The sequence below is a fragment of the Pseudomonas sp. PA27(2017) genome (genome assembly GCF_001945445.1).
In the GTDB taxonomy this organism is placed as follows: Bacteria; Pseudomonadota; Gammaproteobacteria; order Pseudomonadales; family Pseudomonadaceae; genus Aquipseudomonas.
In genome coordinates this window covers 13,376-31,965 of sequence record NZ_MSXW01000008.1, presented here as the reverse complement: position 1 = coordinate 31,965, position 18,590 = coordinate 13,376, and the positions used below count along the sequence as shown (strand labels likewise).

General features: G+C 62.0%; 14 protein-coding genes. 7 read left to right on the top strand and 7 right to left on the bottom strand.

All coding sequences use genetic code 11. The features are described 5' to 3' along the window. Nucleotides 1-54: 54 nt before the first annotated feature. From clpX to BVH06_RS02905, 4 genes are all read left to right on the top strand, one after another. Nucleotides 55-1,335: an ATP-dependent Clp protease ATP-binding subunit ClpX gene (gene clpX, locus BVH06_RS02920; RefSeq protein WP_075930363.1), complete on the top strand. Its 1,281-nt coding sequence runs from the start codon at nucleotides 55-57 to the stop codon at nucleotides 1,333-1,335. 149 nt (nucleotides 1,336-1,484) lie between these two features. Further along, nucleotides 1,485-3,881 (top strand): endopeptidase La, encoded by a 2,397-nt coding sequence (gene lon, locus BVH06_RS02915; RefSeq protein ID WP_075930362.1) that lies wholly within the window; start codon nucleotides 1,485-1,487, stop codon nucleotides 3,879-3,881. 135 nt (nucleotides 3,882-4,016) lie between these two features. Then, a complete protein-coding gene (hupB, locus tag BVH06_RS02910; RefSeq protein WP_003239952.1) occupies nucleotides 4,017-4,289 on the top strand; it encodes a nucleoid-associated protein HU-beta in 273 nt (90 codons plus the stop codon). Between the two features lie 217 nt (nucleotides 4,290-4,506). Continuing rightward, nucleotides 4,507-6,366, top strand: coding sequence for a SurA N-terminal domain-containing protein (locus tag BVH06_RS02905; protein ID WP_075933127.1), 1,860 nt, complete (start codon nucleotides 4,507-4,509; stop codon nucleotides 6,364-6,366). Between the two features lie 126 nt (nucleotides 6,367-6,492). Here BVH06_RS02905 and BVH06_RS02900 read toward each other — a convergent pair whose 3' ends face one another. From BVH06_RS02900 to gloB, 7 genes are all read right to left on the bottom strand, one after another. Next, a complete protein-coding gene (locus tag BVH06_RS02900) occupies nucleotides 6,493-8,112 on the bottom strand; it encodes an ABC transporter ATP-binding protein (RefSeq protein WP_075933126.1) in 1,620 nt (539 codons plus the stop codon). A 1-nt stretch (nucleotide 8,113) separates the two neighbouring features. Continuing rightward, nucleotides 8,114-9,133: an ABC transporter permease gene (locus tag BVH06_RS02895; protein ID WP_075930359.1), complete on the bottom strand. Its 1,020-nt coding sequence runs from the start codon at nucleotides 9,131-9,133 to the stop codon at nucleotides 8,114-8,116. Between the two features lie 3 nt (nucleotides 9,134-9,136). Further along, nucleotides 9,137-10,222 (bottom strand): microcin C ABC transporter permease YejB, encoded by a 1,086-nt coding sequence (locus BVH06_RS02890; RefSeq protein WP_075930358.1) that lies wholly within the window; start codon nucleotides 10,220-10,222, stop codon nucleotides 9,137-9,139. Beyond that, on the bottom strand, nucleotides 10,223-12,073 hold the full coding sequence (locus tag BVH06_RS02885) for an extracellular solute-binding protein (protein WP_075933125.1): 1,851 nt from the start codon (nucleotides 12,071-12,073) through the stop codon (nucleotides 10,223-10,225). It lies immediately after the preceding gene. Further along, nucleotides 12,070-13,902 (bottom strand): extracellular solute-binding protein, encoded by a 1,833-nt coding sequence (locus BVH06_RS02880; RefSeq protein WP_075933124.1) that lies wholly within the window; start codon nucleotides 13,900-13,902, stop codon nucleotides 12,070-12,072. Before BVH06_RS02880 ends, BVH06_RS02885 begins: the two co-directional genes overlap by 4 nt. A gap of 106 nt (nucleotides 13,903-14,008) precedes the next feature. Further along, the gene (locus BVH06_RS02875; RefSeq protein WP_075933123.1) at nucleotides 14,009-15,550 is read right to left on the bottom strand and encodes a LysM peptidoglycan-binding domain-containing protein; all 1,542 of its coding nucleotides are present in this window, start codon (nucleotides 15,548-15,550) and stop codon (nucleotides 14,009-14,011) included. A gap of 99 nt (nucleotides 15,551-15,649) precedes the next feature. Then, complete coding sequence (gloB, locus tag BVH06_RS02870; protein ID WP_075933122.1) at nucleotides 15,650-16,423, bottom strand: hydroxyacylglutathione hydrolase; 774 nt, start codon at nucleotides 16,421-16,423, stop codon at nucleotides 15,650-15,652. Between the two features lie 148 nt (nucleotides 16,424-16,571). Between gloB and BVH06_RS02865 the strand changes: the two genes are divergently transcribed. From BVH06_RS02865 to dnaQ, 3 genes are read left to right on the top strand one after another with little or no spacing between them, the layout of a single operon-like run. Next, nucleotides 16,572-17,333, top strand: coding sequence for a class I SAM-dependent methyltransferase (locus tag BVH06_RS02865; protein WP_075933121.1), 762 nt, complete (start codon nucleotides 16,572-16,574; stop codon nucleotides 17,331-17,333). A 44-nt stretch (nucleotides 17,334-17,377) separates the two neighbouring features. Then, complete coding sequence (rnhA, locus tag BVH06_RS02860) at nucleotides 17,378-17,830, top strand: ribonuclease HI (protein ID WP_075933120.1); 453 nt, start codon at nucleotides 17,378-17,380, stop codon at nucleotides 17,828-17,830. After that, nucleotides 17,823-18,575, top strand: coding sequence for a DNA polymerase III subunit epsilon (gene dnaQ / locus BVH06_RS02855; protein ID WP_075933119.1), 753 nt, complete (start codon nucleotides 17,823-17,825; stop codon nucleotides 18,573-18,575). Before rnhA ends, dnaQ begins: the two co-directional genes overlap by 8 nt. Nucleotides 18,576-18,590: the final 15 nt, after the last annotated feature.

Genomic DNA, 18,590 nt, shown 5'->3' with positions numbered 1-18,590 from the left:
TGCCCCGGTTTGGCTCCATCTTGTGTTTTAAGCCTACGGTATTGGATTGATCGAATGACTGACACCCGCAACGGCGAGGACAACGGCAAGCTGCTCTATTGCTCCTTCTGCGGCAAAAGCCAGCATGAAGTACGCAAATTGATTGCTGGCCCCTCGGTATTTATCTGCGACGAGTGCGTCGACCTGTGCAACGACATCATCCGTGAGGAGGTGCAGGAAGCCCAGGCCGAGAGCAGCGCGCACAAGCTGCCGGCTCCCCGGGAGATCAGCGCGATCCTCGATCAGTACGTGATCGGGCAGGAACGCGCCAAGAAGATCCTGGCGGTCGCGGTCTATAACCACTACAAGCGCCTTAACCAGCGCGAGAAGAAGGATGACGTCGAGCTCGGCAAGAGCAACATCCTGCTGCTCGGGCCGACGGGTTCGGGTAAGACGCTTTTGGCCGAAACTCTGGCGCGCCTGCTCAACGTCCCGTTCACCATCGCCGATGCGACCACCCTTACCGAGGCTGGCTACGTGGGTGAAGACGTCGAGAACATCATCCAGAAGCTGCTGCAGAAGTGCGATTACGATGTCGAGAAAGCCCAGATGGGCATCGTCTACATCGACGAGATCGACAAGATCTCCCGCAAGTCCGACAACCCGTCGATCACCCGTGACGTGTCGGGCGAGGGTGTTCAGCAGGCGCTGCTGAAACTGATCGAAGGCACCGTTGCCTCCGTTCCGCCTCAAGGTGGTCGCAAGCACCCGCAGCAGGAATTTCTGCAGGTCGATACGCGCAACATTCTGTTCATCTGCGGTGGCGCGTTCGCGGGCATCGAGAAGGTGATTCAGGGCCGTTCTACCAAGGGCGGCATCGGCTTCAGCGCCGAGGTACGCACCAAGGACGTCGAGAAGAAGATCGGCGAGTCGCTGCGTGAAATTGAGCCGGATGATCTGGTCAAATTCGGCCTGATTCCGGAGTTCGTGGGCCGCCTGCCGGTCATCGCGACCCTGGAGGAGCTCGACGAGGCTGCGCTGGTACAGATCCTCACCGAGCCGAAGAACGCGCTGACCAAGCAGTACGGCAAGCTGTTCGAGATGGAAGGCGTGGACCTCGAGTTCCGCCCCGACGCGCTCAAGGCGGTTGCCCAGAAGGCGTTGGAGCGCAAAACCGGTGCACGCGGCCTGCGTTCGATTCTCGAGGGCGTGCTGCTCGACACCATGTACGACATACCGTCGCAATCGGACGTCAGCAAGGTGGTCATCGATGAAAGCGTGATCGATGGCAGCTCCAAGCCGCTACTGATCTACGAAAACAGCGAACCGCCTGCCAAGGCGGCGCCAGACGCGTAACGCGTTGTCATCTGTTGTAAGCAAGGGGCCTGCGGGCCCCTTTGCTTTTACAGCCGGCAAAGCTTGTTTTTTCGTGGGGCTGCCCCCATCTTAGGGCCAAGGGTAATCCCACCGTTTACGGCCGCAAGGCCGCCGTAGAGCTCAAAATCATGAAGACAACCATCGAATTGCCTCTCCTGCCTTTGCGCGATGTCGTGGTCTATCCGCACATGGTCATCCCGCTTTTCGTGGGTCGGGAGAAATCCATCGAAGCGCTCGAAGCAGCGATGAATGGTGAGAAGCAGATTCTGCTGCTCGCCCAGAAAGACCCTGCGGACGATGAACCGAGTGAAGAAGGGCTCTACCGCGTCGGCACCGTCGCCACGGTGCTGCAACTGCTCAAGTTGCCCGATGGCACTGTCAAGGTGCTGGTCGAGGGCGAGCAACGCGGCGAGATCGAGCAGTTCATCGAAGCCGACGGCTACAGCGCTGCTGAAGTGCAGCTGCTCGACGAAATCGAAGCGCCCGAGCGCGAGAGCGAAGTGTTCACTCGCAGCCTGCTCAGCCAGTTCGAGCAGTACGTGCAGTTGGGCAAGAAAGTGCCGGCCGAGGTGCTGTCCTCGCTGAACAGCATCGATGAGCCTAGCCGCCTGGTCGATACCATGGCCGCACACATGGTGCTCAAGATCGAGCAGAAGCAGGAAATTCTTGAAATCGTCGATCTGCCGACCCGGGTCGAGCACGTGCTTGCCCTGCTGGACGCGGAGATCGACCTGCTGCAGGTCGAGAAACGCATTCGTGGCCGCGTCAAGAAGCAGATGGAGCGCAGCCAGCGTGAGTACTACCTGAATGAGCAGATGAAGGCTATTCAGAAAGAACTCGGCGACAGCGAGGAGGGCCATAACGAGCTCGACGAGCTCAAGCGTCGCATCGAGAACGCCGGGCTGACCAAGGAAGCCTACGGCAAGGCCCAGGCCGAGCTGAACAAGCTCAAGCAGATGTCGCCGATGTCCGCCGAGGCCACCGTGGTGCGCTCCTATATCGACTGGCTGGTGAACGTGCCGTGGAAGGCCCAGAGCAAGGTGCGCCTGGACCTGGCGCGTGCCGAGAACATCCTCGATGCCGATCACTACGGCCTCGAGGAGGTCAAGGAGCGCATCCTCGAGTACCTTGCCGTGCAGAAGCGCGTGAAGAAGCTCAAGGGCCCGGTACTGTGCCTGGTCGGCCCGCCTGGCGTGGGCAAGACCTCGCTGGCAGAGTCGATCGCCAGCGCGACCAATCGCAAGTTCGTGCGCATGGCGCTCGGCGGCGTGCGTGACGAAGCGGAGATCCGCGGTCACCGTCGTACCTATATCGGTTCCATGCCCGGTCGCCTGATCCAGAAGATGACCAAGGTCGGCGTGCGCAACCCGCTGTTCCTGCTCGATGAAATCGACAAGATGGGCCAGGACATGCGCGGTGATCCCGCCTCGGCGCTGCTCGAGGTGCTCGACCCGGAGCAGAATCACAACTTCAACGATCACTACCTGGAAGTCGACTACGACCTGTCCGACGTGATGTTCCTGTGCACCGCCAACTCCATGAATATCCCGGCCGCGCTGCTGGATCGCATGGAGGTGATTCGCCTGCCGGGCTACACCGAGGACGAAAAGGTCAATATCGCCACCAAATACCTCGCGCCGAAGCAGATTCAGGCCAACGGTTTGAAGAAAACCGAGCTGGAATTCGAGGAAGCGGCGATCCGTGACATCATTCGTTACTACACGCGGGAGGCGGGTGTACGTAGTCTCGAGCGGCAAATCGCCAAGGTCTGCCGGCGCGCGGTGAAGAAGCACGCCAAGGACAAACGCTTCCATGTCGTTGTCACCGCCGATTCGCTCGAAGATTTCCTGGGCGTACGCAAGCACCGTTATGGCCTTGCCGAACAGCAGGATCAGATCGGTCAGGTGACCGGTTTGGCCTGGACCCAGGTGGGCGGCGAATTGCTTACCATCGAGGCGGCCGTAGTGCCTGGCAAGGGCAATCTGATCAAGACCGGCTCGCTGGGCGATGTCATGGTCGAATCGATCACCGCCGCGCAAACCGTGGTCCGCAGCCGTGCCCAGAGCCTTGGCGTGGCCCCGGATTTCTATGAAAAACGCGATATCCACATCCATATGCCAGAGGGCGCTACGCCCAAGGATGGCCCGAGTGCTGGCGTCGGTATGTGCACCGCGCTGGTGTCGGCGCTGACGCAGATTCCGGTGCGTGCCGATGTTGCCATGACCGGGGAAATCACCCTGCGTGGTCAGGTGCTGGCCATTGGCGGTCTAAAGGAAAAACTGCTGGCGGCGCATCGTGGTGGAATCAAAACAGTGATCATTCCCCAGGAGAATGTTCGCGATCTCAAGGAAATTCCCGAGAACATCAAGCAGGACCTGCAGATTAAACCGGTTAAATGGATTGACGAGGTCCTGCAAATTGCGCTGCAATACGCGCCGGAGCCCTTGCCAGACGCGGCTCCGGAGTTGGTTGCAAAGGATGAAAAACGCGAGTCTGATTCCAAGGAGCGAATCAGCACGCATTAGCCGGATGCCTTCCTTGACACTTTTTTGGAGCCCTTGATATAAAGCGGCTCTTACCGTGTCGGTAGGCCATCCAGCACCCGATTCGCTTCCATTAAAATCAAGAAACAACCTAAACCGAAATTAAGGGGACTTAGAGTGAACAAGTCGGAACTGATCGATGCCATCGCCGCATCTGCTGATATCCCGAAAGCTGTTGCTGGCCGTGCGCTGGACGCAGTGATTGAATCCGTTACTGGCGCTCTGAAGGCTGGTGATTCCGTTGTACTGGTTGGTTTCGGTACTTTCGCTGTCAAAGAGCGCGCTGCTCGCACTGGCCGCAACCCGCAGACTGGCAAGCCGATCAGCATCGCTGCTGCCAAGATCCCAGGTTTCAAAGCTGGTAAAGCGCTGAAAGACGCCGTCAACTAAGCGTCTTCGGGCCTTTGCCCGCCGGGTCGGCTAATCCCGGCTCGGTTGTGGGGCGGCAATAAGACCAAGCGGTCTGTCACGCCGGGGATTGTAGAGTTCTGATCCCGATCCGCTTCGCACGTTACGAGAAGGCGCATCCCAGGATGCGCCTTTCTTCTATCCGGATTTTACCCACGCTGCGCGGCCATTCTTTGTATGTGGCCGTTCTGGGGGAAGCATGCTGCAAAATATCAGGGACAATTCACAGGGTTGGATTGCCAAAACCATCATCGGCCTGATCGTCGTTCTCATGGCGCTGACGGGCGTTGACGCGATCATTACCGGTACGGGCAACAGCCAGAACGCTGCCGACGTGAATGGCGAGAAAATCAGCCAGAACGAGCTCAACCAGGCTGTGGAGATGCAGCGCCGCCAGTTGCTGCAGCAACTGGGCAAGGATTTCGACGCTTCCATGCTCGATGAGCGCCTGCTGCGCGAAGCCTCTCTCAAAGGGCTGATCGAGCGCTCGCTGCTGCTGCAGGGCGCCAAGGATTCCAATTTCGCCTTTTCTCAAGCCGCTCTCGACCAAGTGATCGTGCAGACGCCCGAGTTCCAGGTGGAAGGTCGCTTCAATGCCGACCGCTTCGACCAGGTGATTCGTCAGCTCGGCTACACCCGTATGCAGTTCCGTCAGATGCTCGAGCAGGAAATGCTGATCGGCCAGCTACGCGCAGGTCTCTCCGGTAGCGGTTTCGTCACCGATGAAGAAGTGGCCGCCTTCGCGCGCCTCGAAAAGCAGACCCGCGATTTCGCGACCCGCACCATCAAGGCTGACAGCGCCGCGGTTAAGGTCAGCGATGACGACGTGAAGGCCTATTACGACGCTCAGCAGTCCCAGTTCATGAGCCCCGAACAGGTGGTCATCGAATACGTCGAGCTGAAGAAGGACGCATTCTTCTCGCAGGTTTCCGTCAGCGACGATGAAATGAAAGTCGCCTACGAGTCGGAAATCGCCAATCTGGCCGAGCAGCGTCAGGCTGCTCACATCCTGATCGAAGTAGGCGGCGACGTCAGTGACGAGCAGGCCAAGGCCAAGATCGACGAGGTTCAGAAGCGTCTGCAGGCCGGCGAAGACTTCGCCGCGCTGGCCAAGGAGTTCTCCCAGGATCCAGGTTCTGCCAGCGAGGGCGGTGACCTGGGCTATGCGGGCAAGGGCGTTTACGACCCGGCCTTCGAGGACGCGCTCTACGCCCTGAAGCAGGATGAAGTATCGGCTCCGGTGCGCACCGAGTTCGGCTGGCATCTGATCAAGCTGCTGGGTGTCCAGGCACCTGAAGTGCCGACGTTCGCCAGCCTGAAGGAAAAGCTCGAGACCGACCTGAAGACCCAGCGTGTCGAGCAGCGTTTCGTCGAGGCCACCAAGCAGCTCGAAGACGCGGCCTTCGAATCCTCGGACCTGGCGCAGCCTGCCCAGGAACTGGGCCTGAAGGTGCAGACCAGCGAGCCGTTCGGTCGCCAGGGCGGTGAAGGCATCGCCGCGAACCGTCAGGTTCTGCAGGCCGCTTTCAGCCAGGAAGTGATGGAAGATGGCAGCAACAGCAGTGCCATTGAACTCGACCCGAATACCCTGGTGGTCATCCGCGTCAAGGAGCACCGCAAGCCACAGCAACTGGAGCTCGATCAGGTAAGCGACGGCATTCGTGCTCAGCTGACCAAAACCCGCGCCAGTGAGGCGGCCAAGGCTGCTGGTGAGCAGATGGTTACCGACCTGCATGATGGCAAGGTCAAGCCTGAAGGTGCCGAGTGGCAAGTCGTCGAGGCGGCCACCCGCAATCAGGATGGCGTCGATCCGGCCGTGCTGCAGGCGCTGTTCCGTATGCCCAAGCCGGCCGGTGAGAAGTCCGAGTTCAGTGGTATTGCCCTGGGCAACGGCGACTTCGTGGTGATCCGCCTGAAGGGCGTCAGCGAGCCCGAGCAGGCGCTGAGTGACGAGGAGAAGGCCATGTACCGCCGCTTCCTCGCTTCGCGCAGTGGCCAGGAAGACTTCGCGGCGTATCGCAAGCTGCTGGAAAGCAAGGCGGATATCGAGCGCTTCTAAGGCTTGCCGCCACAAAGACAAAGGCCCCGATTTCGGGGCCTTTGTGTATCTGCAGGTTTTGCAGGCTTTGGTGCGGCAGCGTCATGGCGAGTCTGCAGCGACAGGCACTGCAGATTCAGGACAGGCTCAAGCTGTCTCGGGTTTGACCTTGGTCAGGAACGCCGCTTCCAGGAGCTGCTGGGTATAGGGATGCTGAGGCGCCTGGAAGACTTGCCTGGCGTCGCCTTGCTCGACGACCTGGCCCTGTTTCACCACCATCAGTTGATGGCTGATCGCGCGTACCACCGCCAGGTCATGGCTGATGAACAGGTAGCTCAGGTTGTACTTGGCCTGCAGCGAGCGCAGCAGGTCGATCACCTGGCGTTGCACGGTGCGATCCAACGCCGATGTCGGCTCGTCGAGCAGAATCAATGCCGGTTTGAGCACCAGGGCGCGGGCGATGGCGATGCGCTGACGTTGCCCACCGGAAAACTCGTGGGGGTAGCGGTGCCGGCTTTCGGGATCCAGGCCGACCTCCAGCAGGGCATCGATGATTGCCTGTTCCTGTTCGGCTGGCGTGCCGATGCGATGGATGCGCAGCCCTTCACCGATGATCATACCCACCGTCATACGCGGGCTGAGGCTGCCGAACGGGTCCTGGAACACCACCTGCATTTCCCGGCGCAGCGGCCGTACCTCGCGCTGCGACAAACCGCCCAGGTGATGCTCGCCGAAACGAATGCCGCCCTGGCTGCCGATCAGGCGCAGGATCGCCAGGCCCAGGGTCGATTTGCCCGAGCCGCTCTCGCCGACGATGCCCAGGGTCTGGCCGCGCTGCAGGCTGAAGTTGATGCCGTCAACGGCCTTGACGTGATCGACCGTGCGGCGCAGCAGGCCCTTCTTGATCGGGAACCAGACCCGCAGATCTTCCACCTGCAGCAAGGTGTCGGCATCTTCGCTGGCGACAGGGTCGCCGTCCGGCTCGGCCGCCAGCAATTCACAGGTGTAGGGATGCTGCGGCGTGGTGAACAGCGTTTCGCAATCCGCCTGCTCGACCAGCTCACCGTTCTGCATCACGCATACGCGCTGGGCGATGCGCCGCACCAGCTTGAGGTCGTGGGTGATGATCAGCATGGCCATGCCCAGGCGCGCCTGCAGGTCCTTGAGCAGCTCGAGGATCTTCAGCTGTACAGTTACGTCCAGGGCCGTGGTCGGCTCGTCGGCGATCAGCAGCTCAGGCTCGTTGGCCAGGGCCATGGCGATCATCACGCGCTGGCGTTGGCCACCCGACAGCTCGTGGGGCAGGGCCTTGAGGCGCTTGTGCGGCTCGGGAATGCCGACCAGTTCCAGCAGCTCCAGAGTGCGCTGGGTGGCGGCCTTGCCGCGCAGCCCCTTGTGCAGGGCAAGCACCTCGTTGATCTGTTTTTCGATGCTGTGCAGCGGGTTCAGCGAAGTCATCGGCTCCTGGAACACCATGGCGATACGGTTGCCACGGATGCCGCGCAACTTGCGTTCGGGCAGCTTGAGCAGGTCTTCGCCTGCATAGTTGATGCTGCCGCTGGGATGCTGGGCGAGCGGGTAGGGCAACAGGCGCAGGATCGAGTGGGCGGTGACCGATTTGCCGGAGCCGCTTTCGCCGACCAGGGCCAGGGTCTCGCCACGGCGAATGTCAAAGCTGATGTGGTTGACCACACTTCGGCTGCTGTCGCCGTTGACGAAGGCGACGGAGAGGTCGCGGATTTCGACGAGGTTATCAGGATGGCTCATCTTACTTCCTCGGGTCGAAGGCATCGCGGGCCGCTTCGCCGATGAACACCAGCAGGCTCAGCATGATGGCCAGTACGGCAAAAGCGCTGATACCCAGCCATGGCGCCTGCAGGTTGGACTTGCCCTGGGCTACCAGCTCGCCGAGCGACGGTGAACCTGCCGGTAGGCCAAAACCCAGGAAATCCAGGGCGGTGAGAGTGCCGATGGCGCCAGTGACGATGAACGGCAGGAAGGTCATGGTCGAGACCATGGCGTTGGGCAGGATGTGGCGAAACATGATCGCGCCGTTACGCATTCCCAGGGCTCGGGCTGCACGCACGTATTCGAGGTTGCGGCCACGCAGGAACTCGGCGCGCACCACGTCGACCAGGCTCATCCAGGAAAACAGCAGCATCAGGCCGAGCAACCACCAGAAATTGGGCTGCACGAAACTGGCCAGGATGATCAGCAGGTAGAGCACCGGCAAACCCGACCAGATCTCCAGGAAACGCTGCCCGGCGAGATCCACCCAGCCGCCGTAGAAGCCCTGCAGCGCGCCGGCGGCAACGCCGATCACCGAGCTGGCCAGGGTCAGCGCCAGGGCGAACAGTACGGAAATCCGGAAGCCGTAGATGACCCGCGCCAGTACGTCGCGGCCCTGATCGTCGGTGCCCAGCCAGTTGGCCGCCGAGGGCGGTGCGGGGGCGGGCACCTTGAGGTCGTAGTTGATGCTCGAATAGCTGAACGGGATCGGCGGCCAGACCATCCAGCCGTCCTTCTGTTCGATCAGCTCGCGGATATACGGGCTCTTGTAGTTGGCTTGCAGGGGAAATTCACCGCCAAAGGTGGTTTCCGGGTAGCGCTTGAGTACGGGGTAGTAAAGCTCGCCGTCATAGCTGACCACCAGCGGCTTGTCGTTGGCGATCAACTCGGCGCCCAGGGTCACGAAGAACAGAGCGAGAAAAATCCACAGCGACCACCAGCCGCGCTTGTGGGCCTTGAAGCGTTCGAAACGGCGTTGATTGAGCGGGGAAAGTGCCATGGTTCAGGCCTCCCTGCTTTCGAAGTCGATGCGCGGATCGACCAGGGTGTAGGTGATGTCACCGATCAGTTTCACGACCAGCCCCAGCAAGGTGAAGATGAACAGGGTGCCGAAGACCACCGGGTAATCGCGGTTGATCGCCGCCTCGAAACTCAACAGGCCCAGGCCGTCGAGGGAGAAGATCACTTCGATGAGCAAGGAACCGGTGAAGAAGATGCCGATGAAGGCCGCCGGGAAGCCGGCGATGATCAGCAGCATGGCGTTGCGGAACACGTGGCCGTAGAGCACGCGGGCGTTGCTCAGGCCCTTGGCACGGGCGGTGGTCACGTACTGCTTGTTGATCTCGTCGAGAAAGCTGTTCTTGGTCAGCAAGGTGAGGGTGGCGAAGTTGCCGATCACCAGGGCGGTAACCGGCAGGGCCAGGTGCCAGAAGTAGTCGAGAATCTTGCCGCCCAGGCTCAACTCGTCGAAGTTGCTGGACGTCAGGCCGCGTAGTGGGAAGAAGTCCCAATAGCTGCCACCGGCGAACAGCACGATCAGCAGGATGGCGAACAGGAACGCGGGAATGGCGTAGCCGACGATGATCGCCGAGCTGGTCCATACGTCGAAGGCGCTGCCGTGCCGGGTGGCCTTGGCGATCCCCAGCGGAATGGACACCAGGTACATGATCAGCGTGCTCCACAGCCCGAGGGAGATGGACACAGGCATCTTTTCCATGATCAGGTCGATGACCTTGGCATCGCGAAAGAAGCTTTCGCCGAAGTCCAGCTGGGCGTAGTTCTTGACCATGATCCAGAAGCGTTCGGGGGCCGATTTGTCGAAACCGTACATCTTCTCGATCTCGGCGATCAGCTCCGGATCCAGGCCCTGGGCGCCGCGGTAATTGGAGCCGGCAGTGGACACTTCGCCGCCGCCACCGGAGATGCGCCCGGTGGCGCCACCGGCCGCCGCGTCGAAGCCTTCGAGCTTGGCGATCATCTGTTCGACCGGGCCGCCGGGCGCGGCCTGGATGATCGCGAAGTTGATGACCAGAATGCCGAATACGGTCGGAATGATCAGCAGCAAGCGCCGCAGGATATAGGCCAGCATCTAGCGTTCTTCCTGATCGGCGGATTGGGCGTCTTCGCTGCTGACTACTTCGCCAACCGGCTTTTCCTGCCACCAGGTCATCAGGCCGTAGTCGTACAGCGGCGACTTCTCGGGATGGCCGAAGCGCTTCCAGTAAGCGACGCGGTAGGCATCCACGTAGTAATTGGGCACCACGTAGTTGCCCCACAACAGCACACGATCCAGGGCGCGGGTGTGGGTGATCAGCGATTCTCGGGAATCGGCCTGGATCAACCCCTCGACCAGCTTGTCGATCGCCGGATCGCGCAGGCCGATGAGGTTGCGGCTGCCCGGGTTGTCGGCGCTGCTGGAGTGCCAGAACTCGCGCTGTTCGTTGCCGGGTGAACTCGATTGCGGCCAGATCGACGACGTCATGTCGAAGTCCCGCGAACGCACGCGGTTGATGTACTGGGAAACGTCGACACGGCGGATCTGCAGGTCGATGCCCAACTCGGCCAGGTTGCGTTTGAACGGCAGGATCACCCGCTCCAGATTGGCCTGGGTGTTGAGGAATTCGAAGGCCAGTTGATTGCCGTTCGCGTCGACCATCTTGTCGTTCTCGATCCGGTAGCCGGCCTCGGTGAGCAACTGGTAAGCGCGGCGGGCCTGGTCGCGGATGATACCGCTGCCGTCGCTGACTGGTGGTGCGAAGGCTTCGATGAACACACGGTCGGGAATCTGCCCGCGCAGCGGCTCCAACAGCTTCAGCTCGGCTGGGCTGGGCAGGCCCTTGGCGGCCATTTCCGAGTTCTCGAAGTAGCTGTGGGTGCGCTTGTAGGCGCCGTAGAACAACTGCTTGTTGGCCCACTCGAAATCGAACAGCTGGGCGATCGCCTCACGTACCCGTGGGTCCTGGAACATCGGCTTGCGGGTGTTGAACACGAAGCCCTGCATGCCGGCCGGGTTGCGGTTGGGGAACGCCTCCTGGACGAATCGGCCAGCGCGCAGCGCCGGCGAGTTATAACCAGTTGCCCAGTCCTTGGCCGAGTACTCGAGGTTGACGTCGAACTGGCCGGCCTTGAAGGCCTCCAGGGCGACGGCCATGTCGCGAAAGTACTCGATGCGGATCTGGTCGAAGTTGTACATGCCGCGTGCCACCGGCAGGTCCTTGGCCCACCAGTCCTTGACGCGCTCGAAACGGATCGAGCTGTTCGGCGAGAAGTCGGCGATCCGGTAGGGGCCGCTACCCAGAGGCGGCTCCAGGCTGCCGCGGGAGAAATCGCGGCCTTGCCACCAGTGCTTGGGCAGCACCTGCAATTGGCCGAGAATCAACGGCAGTTCGCGGTTGCCGGCATGCTTGAAGTTGAAACGCACGGTGCGCTCGTTTTCGGCGACCACCTCGGCGACGTCGGCGTAGTAGTGGCGGTACAGCGGGTCGCCGTGCTCGAGCAAGGTATTGAAGGTGAAGATCACGTCCTCGGCGGTAACCGGTTCGCCGTCGTGAAAGCGCGCCTTGGGGTTGAGGTAAAAGCGTACGTAACTGTCGTCGGAGCCTTTCTCGACCTTTTCGGCGAGCAAGCCGTATTCGGTGAAGGGTTCATCCGGCGAATGATAGGTGAGGGTGTCGTAAATCAGCCCGATGCGGTCGGCCGCGTTGCCCTTGGGAATGAACGGGTTGAAGCTGTCGAAACCGTTGAGCCCTGGCAGGCGCAGCACGCCGCCCTTGGGCGCGTCCGGGTTCACGTAATCGAAGTGCTTGAAGTTGGCCGGGTATTTGGGCGCTTCGCCGTACAGCGTCAGGGCGTGTTGCGGCGCGGCCTGGGCGAGGCTGGCGAGGCCAAGCAGCAGCAAGGCGCTGCCGTGCATGAGAAATGCACGCAGTGGGTGCGTCATCGTGCGGTCTCCGTGGGTTTCAGCCACCAACTGCGCAGCCCCAGCGTGTAGGGCGGCGTGGCGACGAAGGCAAAGCGGTTGCGGTACGCCAGGCGGTGATAGTCGATGTACCAGTTGGGAATGGTGTAGTACTGCCAGAGCATCACGCGGTCCAGGGCGCGGGTCGCGGCCACTTGTTCATCACGGGTGCGGGCAGAGAGCAGCTTTTCGAGCAGGGCATCGACGACCGGGTCGTTGATGCCGGCGTAATTCTTGCCGCCCTTCACGCTGGCTTGGCTGGAGTGAAAGTACAGCGATTGCTCCAGGCCCGGACTGAGGGTTTGCGGCAGGGTCAGCAGGATCATATCGAACTCGAAGCGATCCAGACGTTGCTTGTATTGGGCGCGATCCACGGTTCTCAGGTTGGCCTGGATGCCGATGCTGGCCAGGTTCTCGGTGAATGGCTGGAGAATGCGCTCCAGATTGGGGTTGACCAGCAGGATTTCGAAACTCAGCGGCTGGCCTTTGCCGTTGGTAAGGCGCTGGCCCGAGGGTTTCCAGCCGGCCTCGGCGAGTAGACCGAGTGCACGGCGCATGGTTTCGCGCGGAATGCCGCGCCCGTCGGTCACCGGCATCTTGAACGGTTCGGTAAACAGCTTTGCCGGCAATTGCCCACGAAACGGCGACAGCAGCAGCCACTCGGCGCCTTCGGGTTTACCCTTGGCAGAGAACTCGCTGTTCGGATAGTAGCTGGCGGCGCGAGTGTAGGAGCTGTTGAACAGGGTGCGGTTGGTCCACTCGAAGTCGAACATCAGGCCCAGCGCTTCGCGCACGCGTGCATCTTCGAAGGTGGCGCGGCGGGTGTTCATGAACAGCGCCTGGGTCTGGGTGGGAATCTGATGAGGGATTTCCGCCCGCACCACCTCACCGCGTGTAGCCGCCGGAAAGCGGTAGTTATTGGCCCAGTTCTTGGCCTGCTGCTCGATATAGAAATCGAATTCGCCGGCCTTGAAAGCCTCGAAGGCGACATGGCTGTCGCGGTAGAAGTCCACCTCGACCCGGTCGAAGTTGTACTTGCCGCGGTTGGCCGGCAGGGATGCGCCCCACCAGTCCTTGACCCGCTCGAAGCTCAGGCTGCGCCCCGGGTTGACCTGGGTGATGCGATAGGGGCCGCTGCCCAGCGGCGGCTCGAAGGTGGTGGCCTTGAAATCACGACCTTTCCAGTAATGCTGCGGCAATACCGGCAGCTCACCCAGGCGCAGGATCAGCAACGGGTTGTCGGCGCGCTTGAGGACGAAACGCACGCGGTGCCTGTTGAGAATATCGACCCGTTTCACTTCCTGCAGGCTGGTGCGGTACTGCGGGTGGCCTTCCTTGAGCAGCAGCCGGTAGGAGAACGCCACGTCGTAGGCGGTGATGGGCTTGCCATCGTGGAAGCGCGCCTCGGGGCGCAGGTTGAACACCACCCAGCTGCGGTCTTCGCTGTATTCCACGGAGCTGGCGATCAGCCCGTAGCTGGACGCCGGCTCGTCGCCGGAGGGGTCGTACTGGCCGGTGCCGACCATCAATGGCTCGTTCAGCTCGGTCACGCCATATTGCATGAAGTTGGCGGTGGCCACCGGGCTGGTGCCCTTCAAGGTATAGGGATTGAGCGTGTCGAAGCTGCCGGCGGCCATGATGCGCAGAGTGCCGCCCTTGGGGGCTTCGGGGTTGACCCAGTCGAAGTGGGTGAAGCTGGCGGGATACTTGAGCGCGCCGAACTGCGCATAGCCGTGGCTTTCGCTGAGCGTTGCCAAGGCCGGGGAGCTGGTGGCCAGGCCAAAAAACAGCGAGAGGAGGGGGCGTCTCAAGAGCAATATCCGATCCGGGGCAGCAAGGTTTCCGTACAGTAACAGCTTGTCTGTACAGGAAAAAGAGCGGCCCCGGCGGCTCGCGTCAAGAGTGTTGCAGTGCGCGTCAGTTGGGCAGGCGCAGTGTCAGTACCTGGCCCGGTTTCAGCGCCTTGCCGGTACGCGGGTTCCAGCTCTGCAGGTTCTTCATCTGCACGTTGAACCGCTTGGCGATCAGGTGCAGGGAATCACCCTTGCGCACCTTGTAGTAGGTGACGTCGGCGACGGCTTTCGCGCTGGCGTTGCTGCCTTGCAGCTTGATGGTCTGCCCAACGCGCAACGAGTTGCCCTTCAGGGCGTTCCAGCGCTGGATATCGTTGACCGACACATTGTGTGCCTTGGCGATCTGCCAGAGGTTGTCGCCATTGCGAATGGTGTAATTGCGCGAGGCTACGGCGGTGTTGACGGCGCGCTGCGGCGTCTCGTCGGGCACCGCTTGCAGGCTGGTCGGCAGGCTCAGGTGCTGGCCCACGGCCAGGGTGTTGCCGGTGAGCTGGTTGAGCTCCTTGATGCTGGCAACGCTTAGTTCGTAGCGATTGGCGATGCCGTGCAGGTTGTCACCGGCACGCACCACGTATTCCTGCATGCCGCGATCTTCGGGCTTGAGCGTCGACAGGTTGGCTGTCAGCAGCTCCACTTTCTGGGTCGGTACCAGCAGATGCTGGGGGCCGTCCATGGTCACGCGCTTCTTGAATGCGGGGTTGAGCAGGTACAGCTCGTCTTCGTCGACCTCGGCCAGGGCGGCAACGCGGGCCAGATCCATGCGCTGCTTGAGCTCCACTTCCTCGAAGTAGGGCTCGTTGGCGATCGGTGCCAGGCTCACGCCGTAGGCGTCCGGGGCCATGACCACCTGGGACAAGGCCAGCAGCTTGGGCACATAGTTCTGGGTTTCCTGGGGCAGCGACAGGTTCCAGTAGTCGGTCGGCAGGCCGAGCTTCTGGTTGCGTTCGATGGCGCGGCTGACCCGACCTTCGCCGGCGTTGTAGGCCGCCAGGGCCAGCAGCCAGTCGCCGTTGAACATCTCATGCAGGCGCGCCAGGTAATCCATTGCCGCCTGAGTGGATGCCGTGACATCGCGGCGGCCGTCGTACCAGCGGGTCTGGCGCAGGTTGAAGTTGCGCCCCGTGGACGGGATGAACTGCCACAGGCCTACGGCATCGGCCGGCGAGTAGGCGAAGGGATTGTAGGCACTCTCGATCATCGGCAGGAGCGCCAGCTCCATCGGCATGTTGCGCTCTTCGAGACGCTCGACGATGTAATGAATGTAGGGGTTGCTGCGTTCCCCGGCCTTCTCGACGAACGACGGGTTGCTGGAGAACCACAGGCGCTGCTGCTCGATGCGCGGGTTGACGCCGATGGCGTCCTGCAGTTTGTAGCCAGCGCGCACGCGCTCCCAGATGTCCTTGGGATGCTCGGCCTTGGTCGTGCTCTCGATCCACAACGGCTGATGCGGCGTTCTGCCGCTCAAGTCCACCGTCGGGCCGTTCCCCACCTGCTGTTGATCGAGGCTCTGGCAGCCGCTGAGCACGGCACAAACAGCCAGGGCAAGCGCTGGATAGCGCAGAGCCAATGCCTTTGAATTCAATGAGTTAGGTAGGGAGGAAGGCATTGGTGATGGGGGGTATCCTGGATCGAAAGTCGGGCGATTCTAGAAACCGATCCAGGGGTGGTCAAGTTTTGACCAGAATTTTGCGGGCCAGTCGGCGCTTCAGAAGCGATCTTTCCAGGCGCGCAGTGCGGCAAAAATCTCGCTCTCGCTGGCCAGGGTGCGACCCTCACGGTTGGCGATCATTTCTTTAACCGATGTTTCAGCGGCGCGCAGAAACGGGTTGGTAGCCCGCTCGAGTTTCAGGTTGGATGGCAGGCTGATCTGCCCATTCTGCCGCCATGTCTCGACCTGCTCGAAACGTCTGGCGATGTCCGCGTTGCCCGGCTCGACGGCCTTGGCGAAGCGCAGGTTGCTCAGGGTGTATTCGTGGGCGCAATAGATCAGCGTGTCGTCCGGCAGGGCCGCCAGGCGTTGCAGCGACTGGTGCATCTGCAGGGGAGTGCCTTCGAACAGGCGACCGCAGCCAGCGGCGAACAGGGTGTCGCCGCAGAACAGCCAGTGTTGATCGGGTTGATAGAAGGCGATATGCCCCAGGGTATGGCCGGGCACCTCGAAGACCTGCAGGGCCAGGCCCAGTACGTTTATACGATCACCATCGACCAGCGCCTGGTCACGGCCTGGAATCTTTTCGTTGGCCGGGCCATAAACCCGTGCGCCGGTGTCGTGACGCAGCTGCTCGACGCCGCCGACGTGGTCGTTGTGGTGATGGGTGATCAGAATGTCGCTCAGCGTCCAGTCGCCATGCTCCTGCAGCCAGGCCTGCACTGGCGCGGCGTCGCCGGGGTCGACCACCGCGACGCGTTTGTGCTGCGCGTCCTGCAGCAGCCAGATGTAATTGTCGGAGAATGCGCTGAGGGCTTCGATCTTGATCATCAGGTGGTCGCCAAGCTGGGGACAAAAGTGCATCTTAGGGTCTGTTGACGCTGTAGCGCGAGCCGTGTTCCCGTCTTTGCAACGTCAACGGACCCCAGGTGTCATTGTAAGAGATGGCTATGCAGGTACTTTCCATGAGCACGCGTCCATGACCGACAATCCCTTTGCCCAGGCCGATGCCGACTGGTTGCAACTGATCGGTGCAGCCCGCCAGTGGTTCACCAGCCCCCTGGGCCGCCTGTTGCTCGAGCAGGAGCAGCGCCTGCTCGATGAGGAATTGGCGCGGTTCTTCGGCGGCTACCTGGTGCATTACGGCCCTTGCGCCGAAACCTCGCTCGAAACCCAGCAGATCCAGCGCAGCGTGCGCCTGGGCGCGCCGTTCGCAGGCGTAGAGATCGTCTGCGAGGAGCAGTCCTGGCCGTTGGTCGAGCACGCGGCCGACGTGGTGGTGCTGCAGCATGGCCTGGACTTCAGCCAGTCGCCCCACGGATTGCTGCGGGAGGCGGCGCGCAGCGTGCGCCCGGGCGGGCACCTGTTGATCGTCGGTATCAACCCGATGAGCGCCTGGGGCGTGCGCCACCTGTTCGCCCACGACGTGTTGCACGATGCTCGTTGCATCGCCCCGGGGCGCCTCGGTGATTGGCTCAACCTGCTGGGCTTCGCGCTGGAGAAACGGCGCTTCGGATGTTATCGTCCGCCGCTTGCTTCGGCGGCCTGGCAGGCTCGGTTGGCTGCGCTGGAACGCTGGGGCGGCGCCTGGCAGTCGCCGGGTGGCGGGTTCTACGTATTGGTGGCGCGCAAGCTGGTGGTCGGCCTGCGCCCGCTGCGCCAGTCCCGTCGCGAGCCGATGGGCAAGTTGGTGCCCATGCCGGTTGCCAAGATCAGTCGCCGCGACCGCGGCGGCGCCTGAGCTGGCCCCGCACATCGAAATCAGACCATAGATAAAGGCGCTGCATGTCCGATCAAGTTGAGCTTTACACCGACGGTGCCTGCAAGGGCAATCCGGGCGTCGGTGGCTGGGGTGCATTGCTGGTGTTCCAGGGTGTCGAGAAGGAATTGTGGGGCGGCGAAGCCGTGACCACCAACAACCGCATGGAGCTGATGGGCGCGATTCGCGGCCTGGCCGAGCTCAAGCGTCCGTGCAACGTGCGTCTGGTCACCGATTCGCAATACGTCATGAAGGGCATCAAGGAATGGATGCCTAACTGGAAGAAGCGCGGCTGGAAGACCGCCGCGAAGGAGCCGGTGAAGAATGCCGACCTCTGGCAGCAGCTGGACGAGCAGGTCAACCGCCACAACGTGACCTGGCAATGGGTGCGCGGCCATATCGGCCACCCCGGCAACGAACGGGCCGACCAGTTGGCCAACCGTGGCGTCGAAGATATCAGGAGCATGAAGCGTGCGTAGAGTCGTACTCGATACTGAAACGACCGGTATGCCGGTAAACGATGGCCACCGGGTCATCGAGATCGGTTGCGTAGAGGTCGAGGGGCGGCGCCTGACCGGGCGGCATTTCCACATCTACCTGCAGCCGGATCGTGAGATCGATGAAGGCGCCATCGCGGTGCACGGCATCACCAACGAGGATCTCAAGGACAAGCCGCGCTTCAAGGACGTCGCCGACGAGTTCTACGAGTTCGTCAAGGGCGCGCAGCTGATCATCCACAACGCGCCGTTCGACATCGGCTTCCTGAACAACGAATTCGCCCTGATCGGCCAGCACGAGCGTGCGGACATCGCGGCCTATTGCGACGTACTCGACACCCTGCAGATGGCGCGCGAGCGTCACCCGGGCCAGCGCAACAGCCTCGATGCCCTGTGCAAACGCTACGGTGTCGACAACTCCGGCCGTGAGCTGCACGGCGCCTTGCTCGACTCGGAGATCCTCGCCGACGTTTACCTGGCGATGACCGGTGGGCAGACCAACCTGTCGCTGGCCGGTGAAGGCGCCGATGGCGATGGCAGCGGTCGCCAGCAGGCTACGCCGATTCGCCGCCTGCCCGGCGAGCGGCCGCGTGGCGCGGTGATCGCCGCCAGCGCCGAGGAGCTGGCCGCCCATGCCGCGCGTCTGGCGGTGATCGAAAAGGCCGCCGGTGGGCCGGCCCTGTGGGTGCAGATGGACGCGGCCGAGCAGGGCACATCCGCCTCCTGATCGGTCAATTGCGAC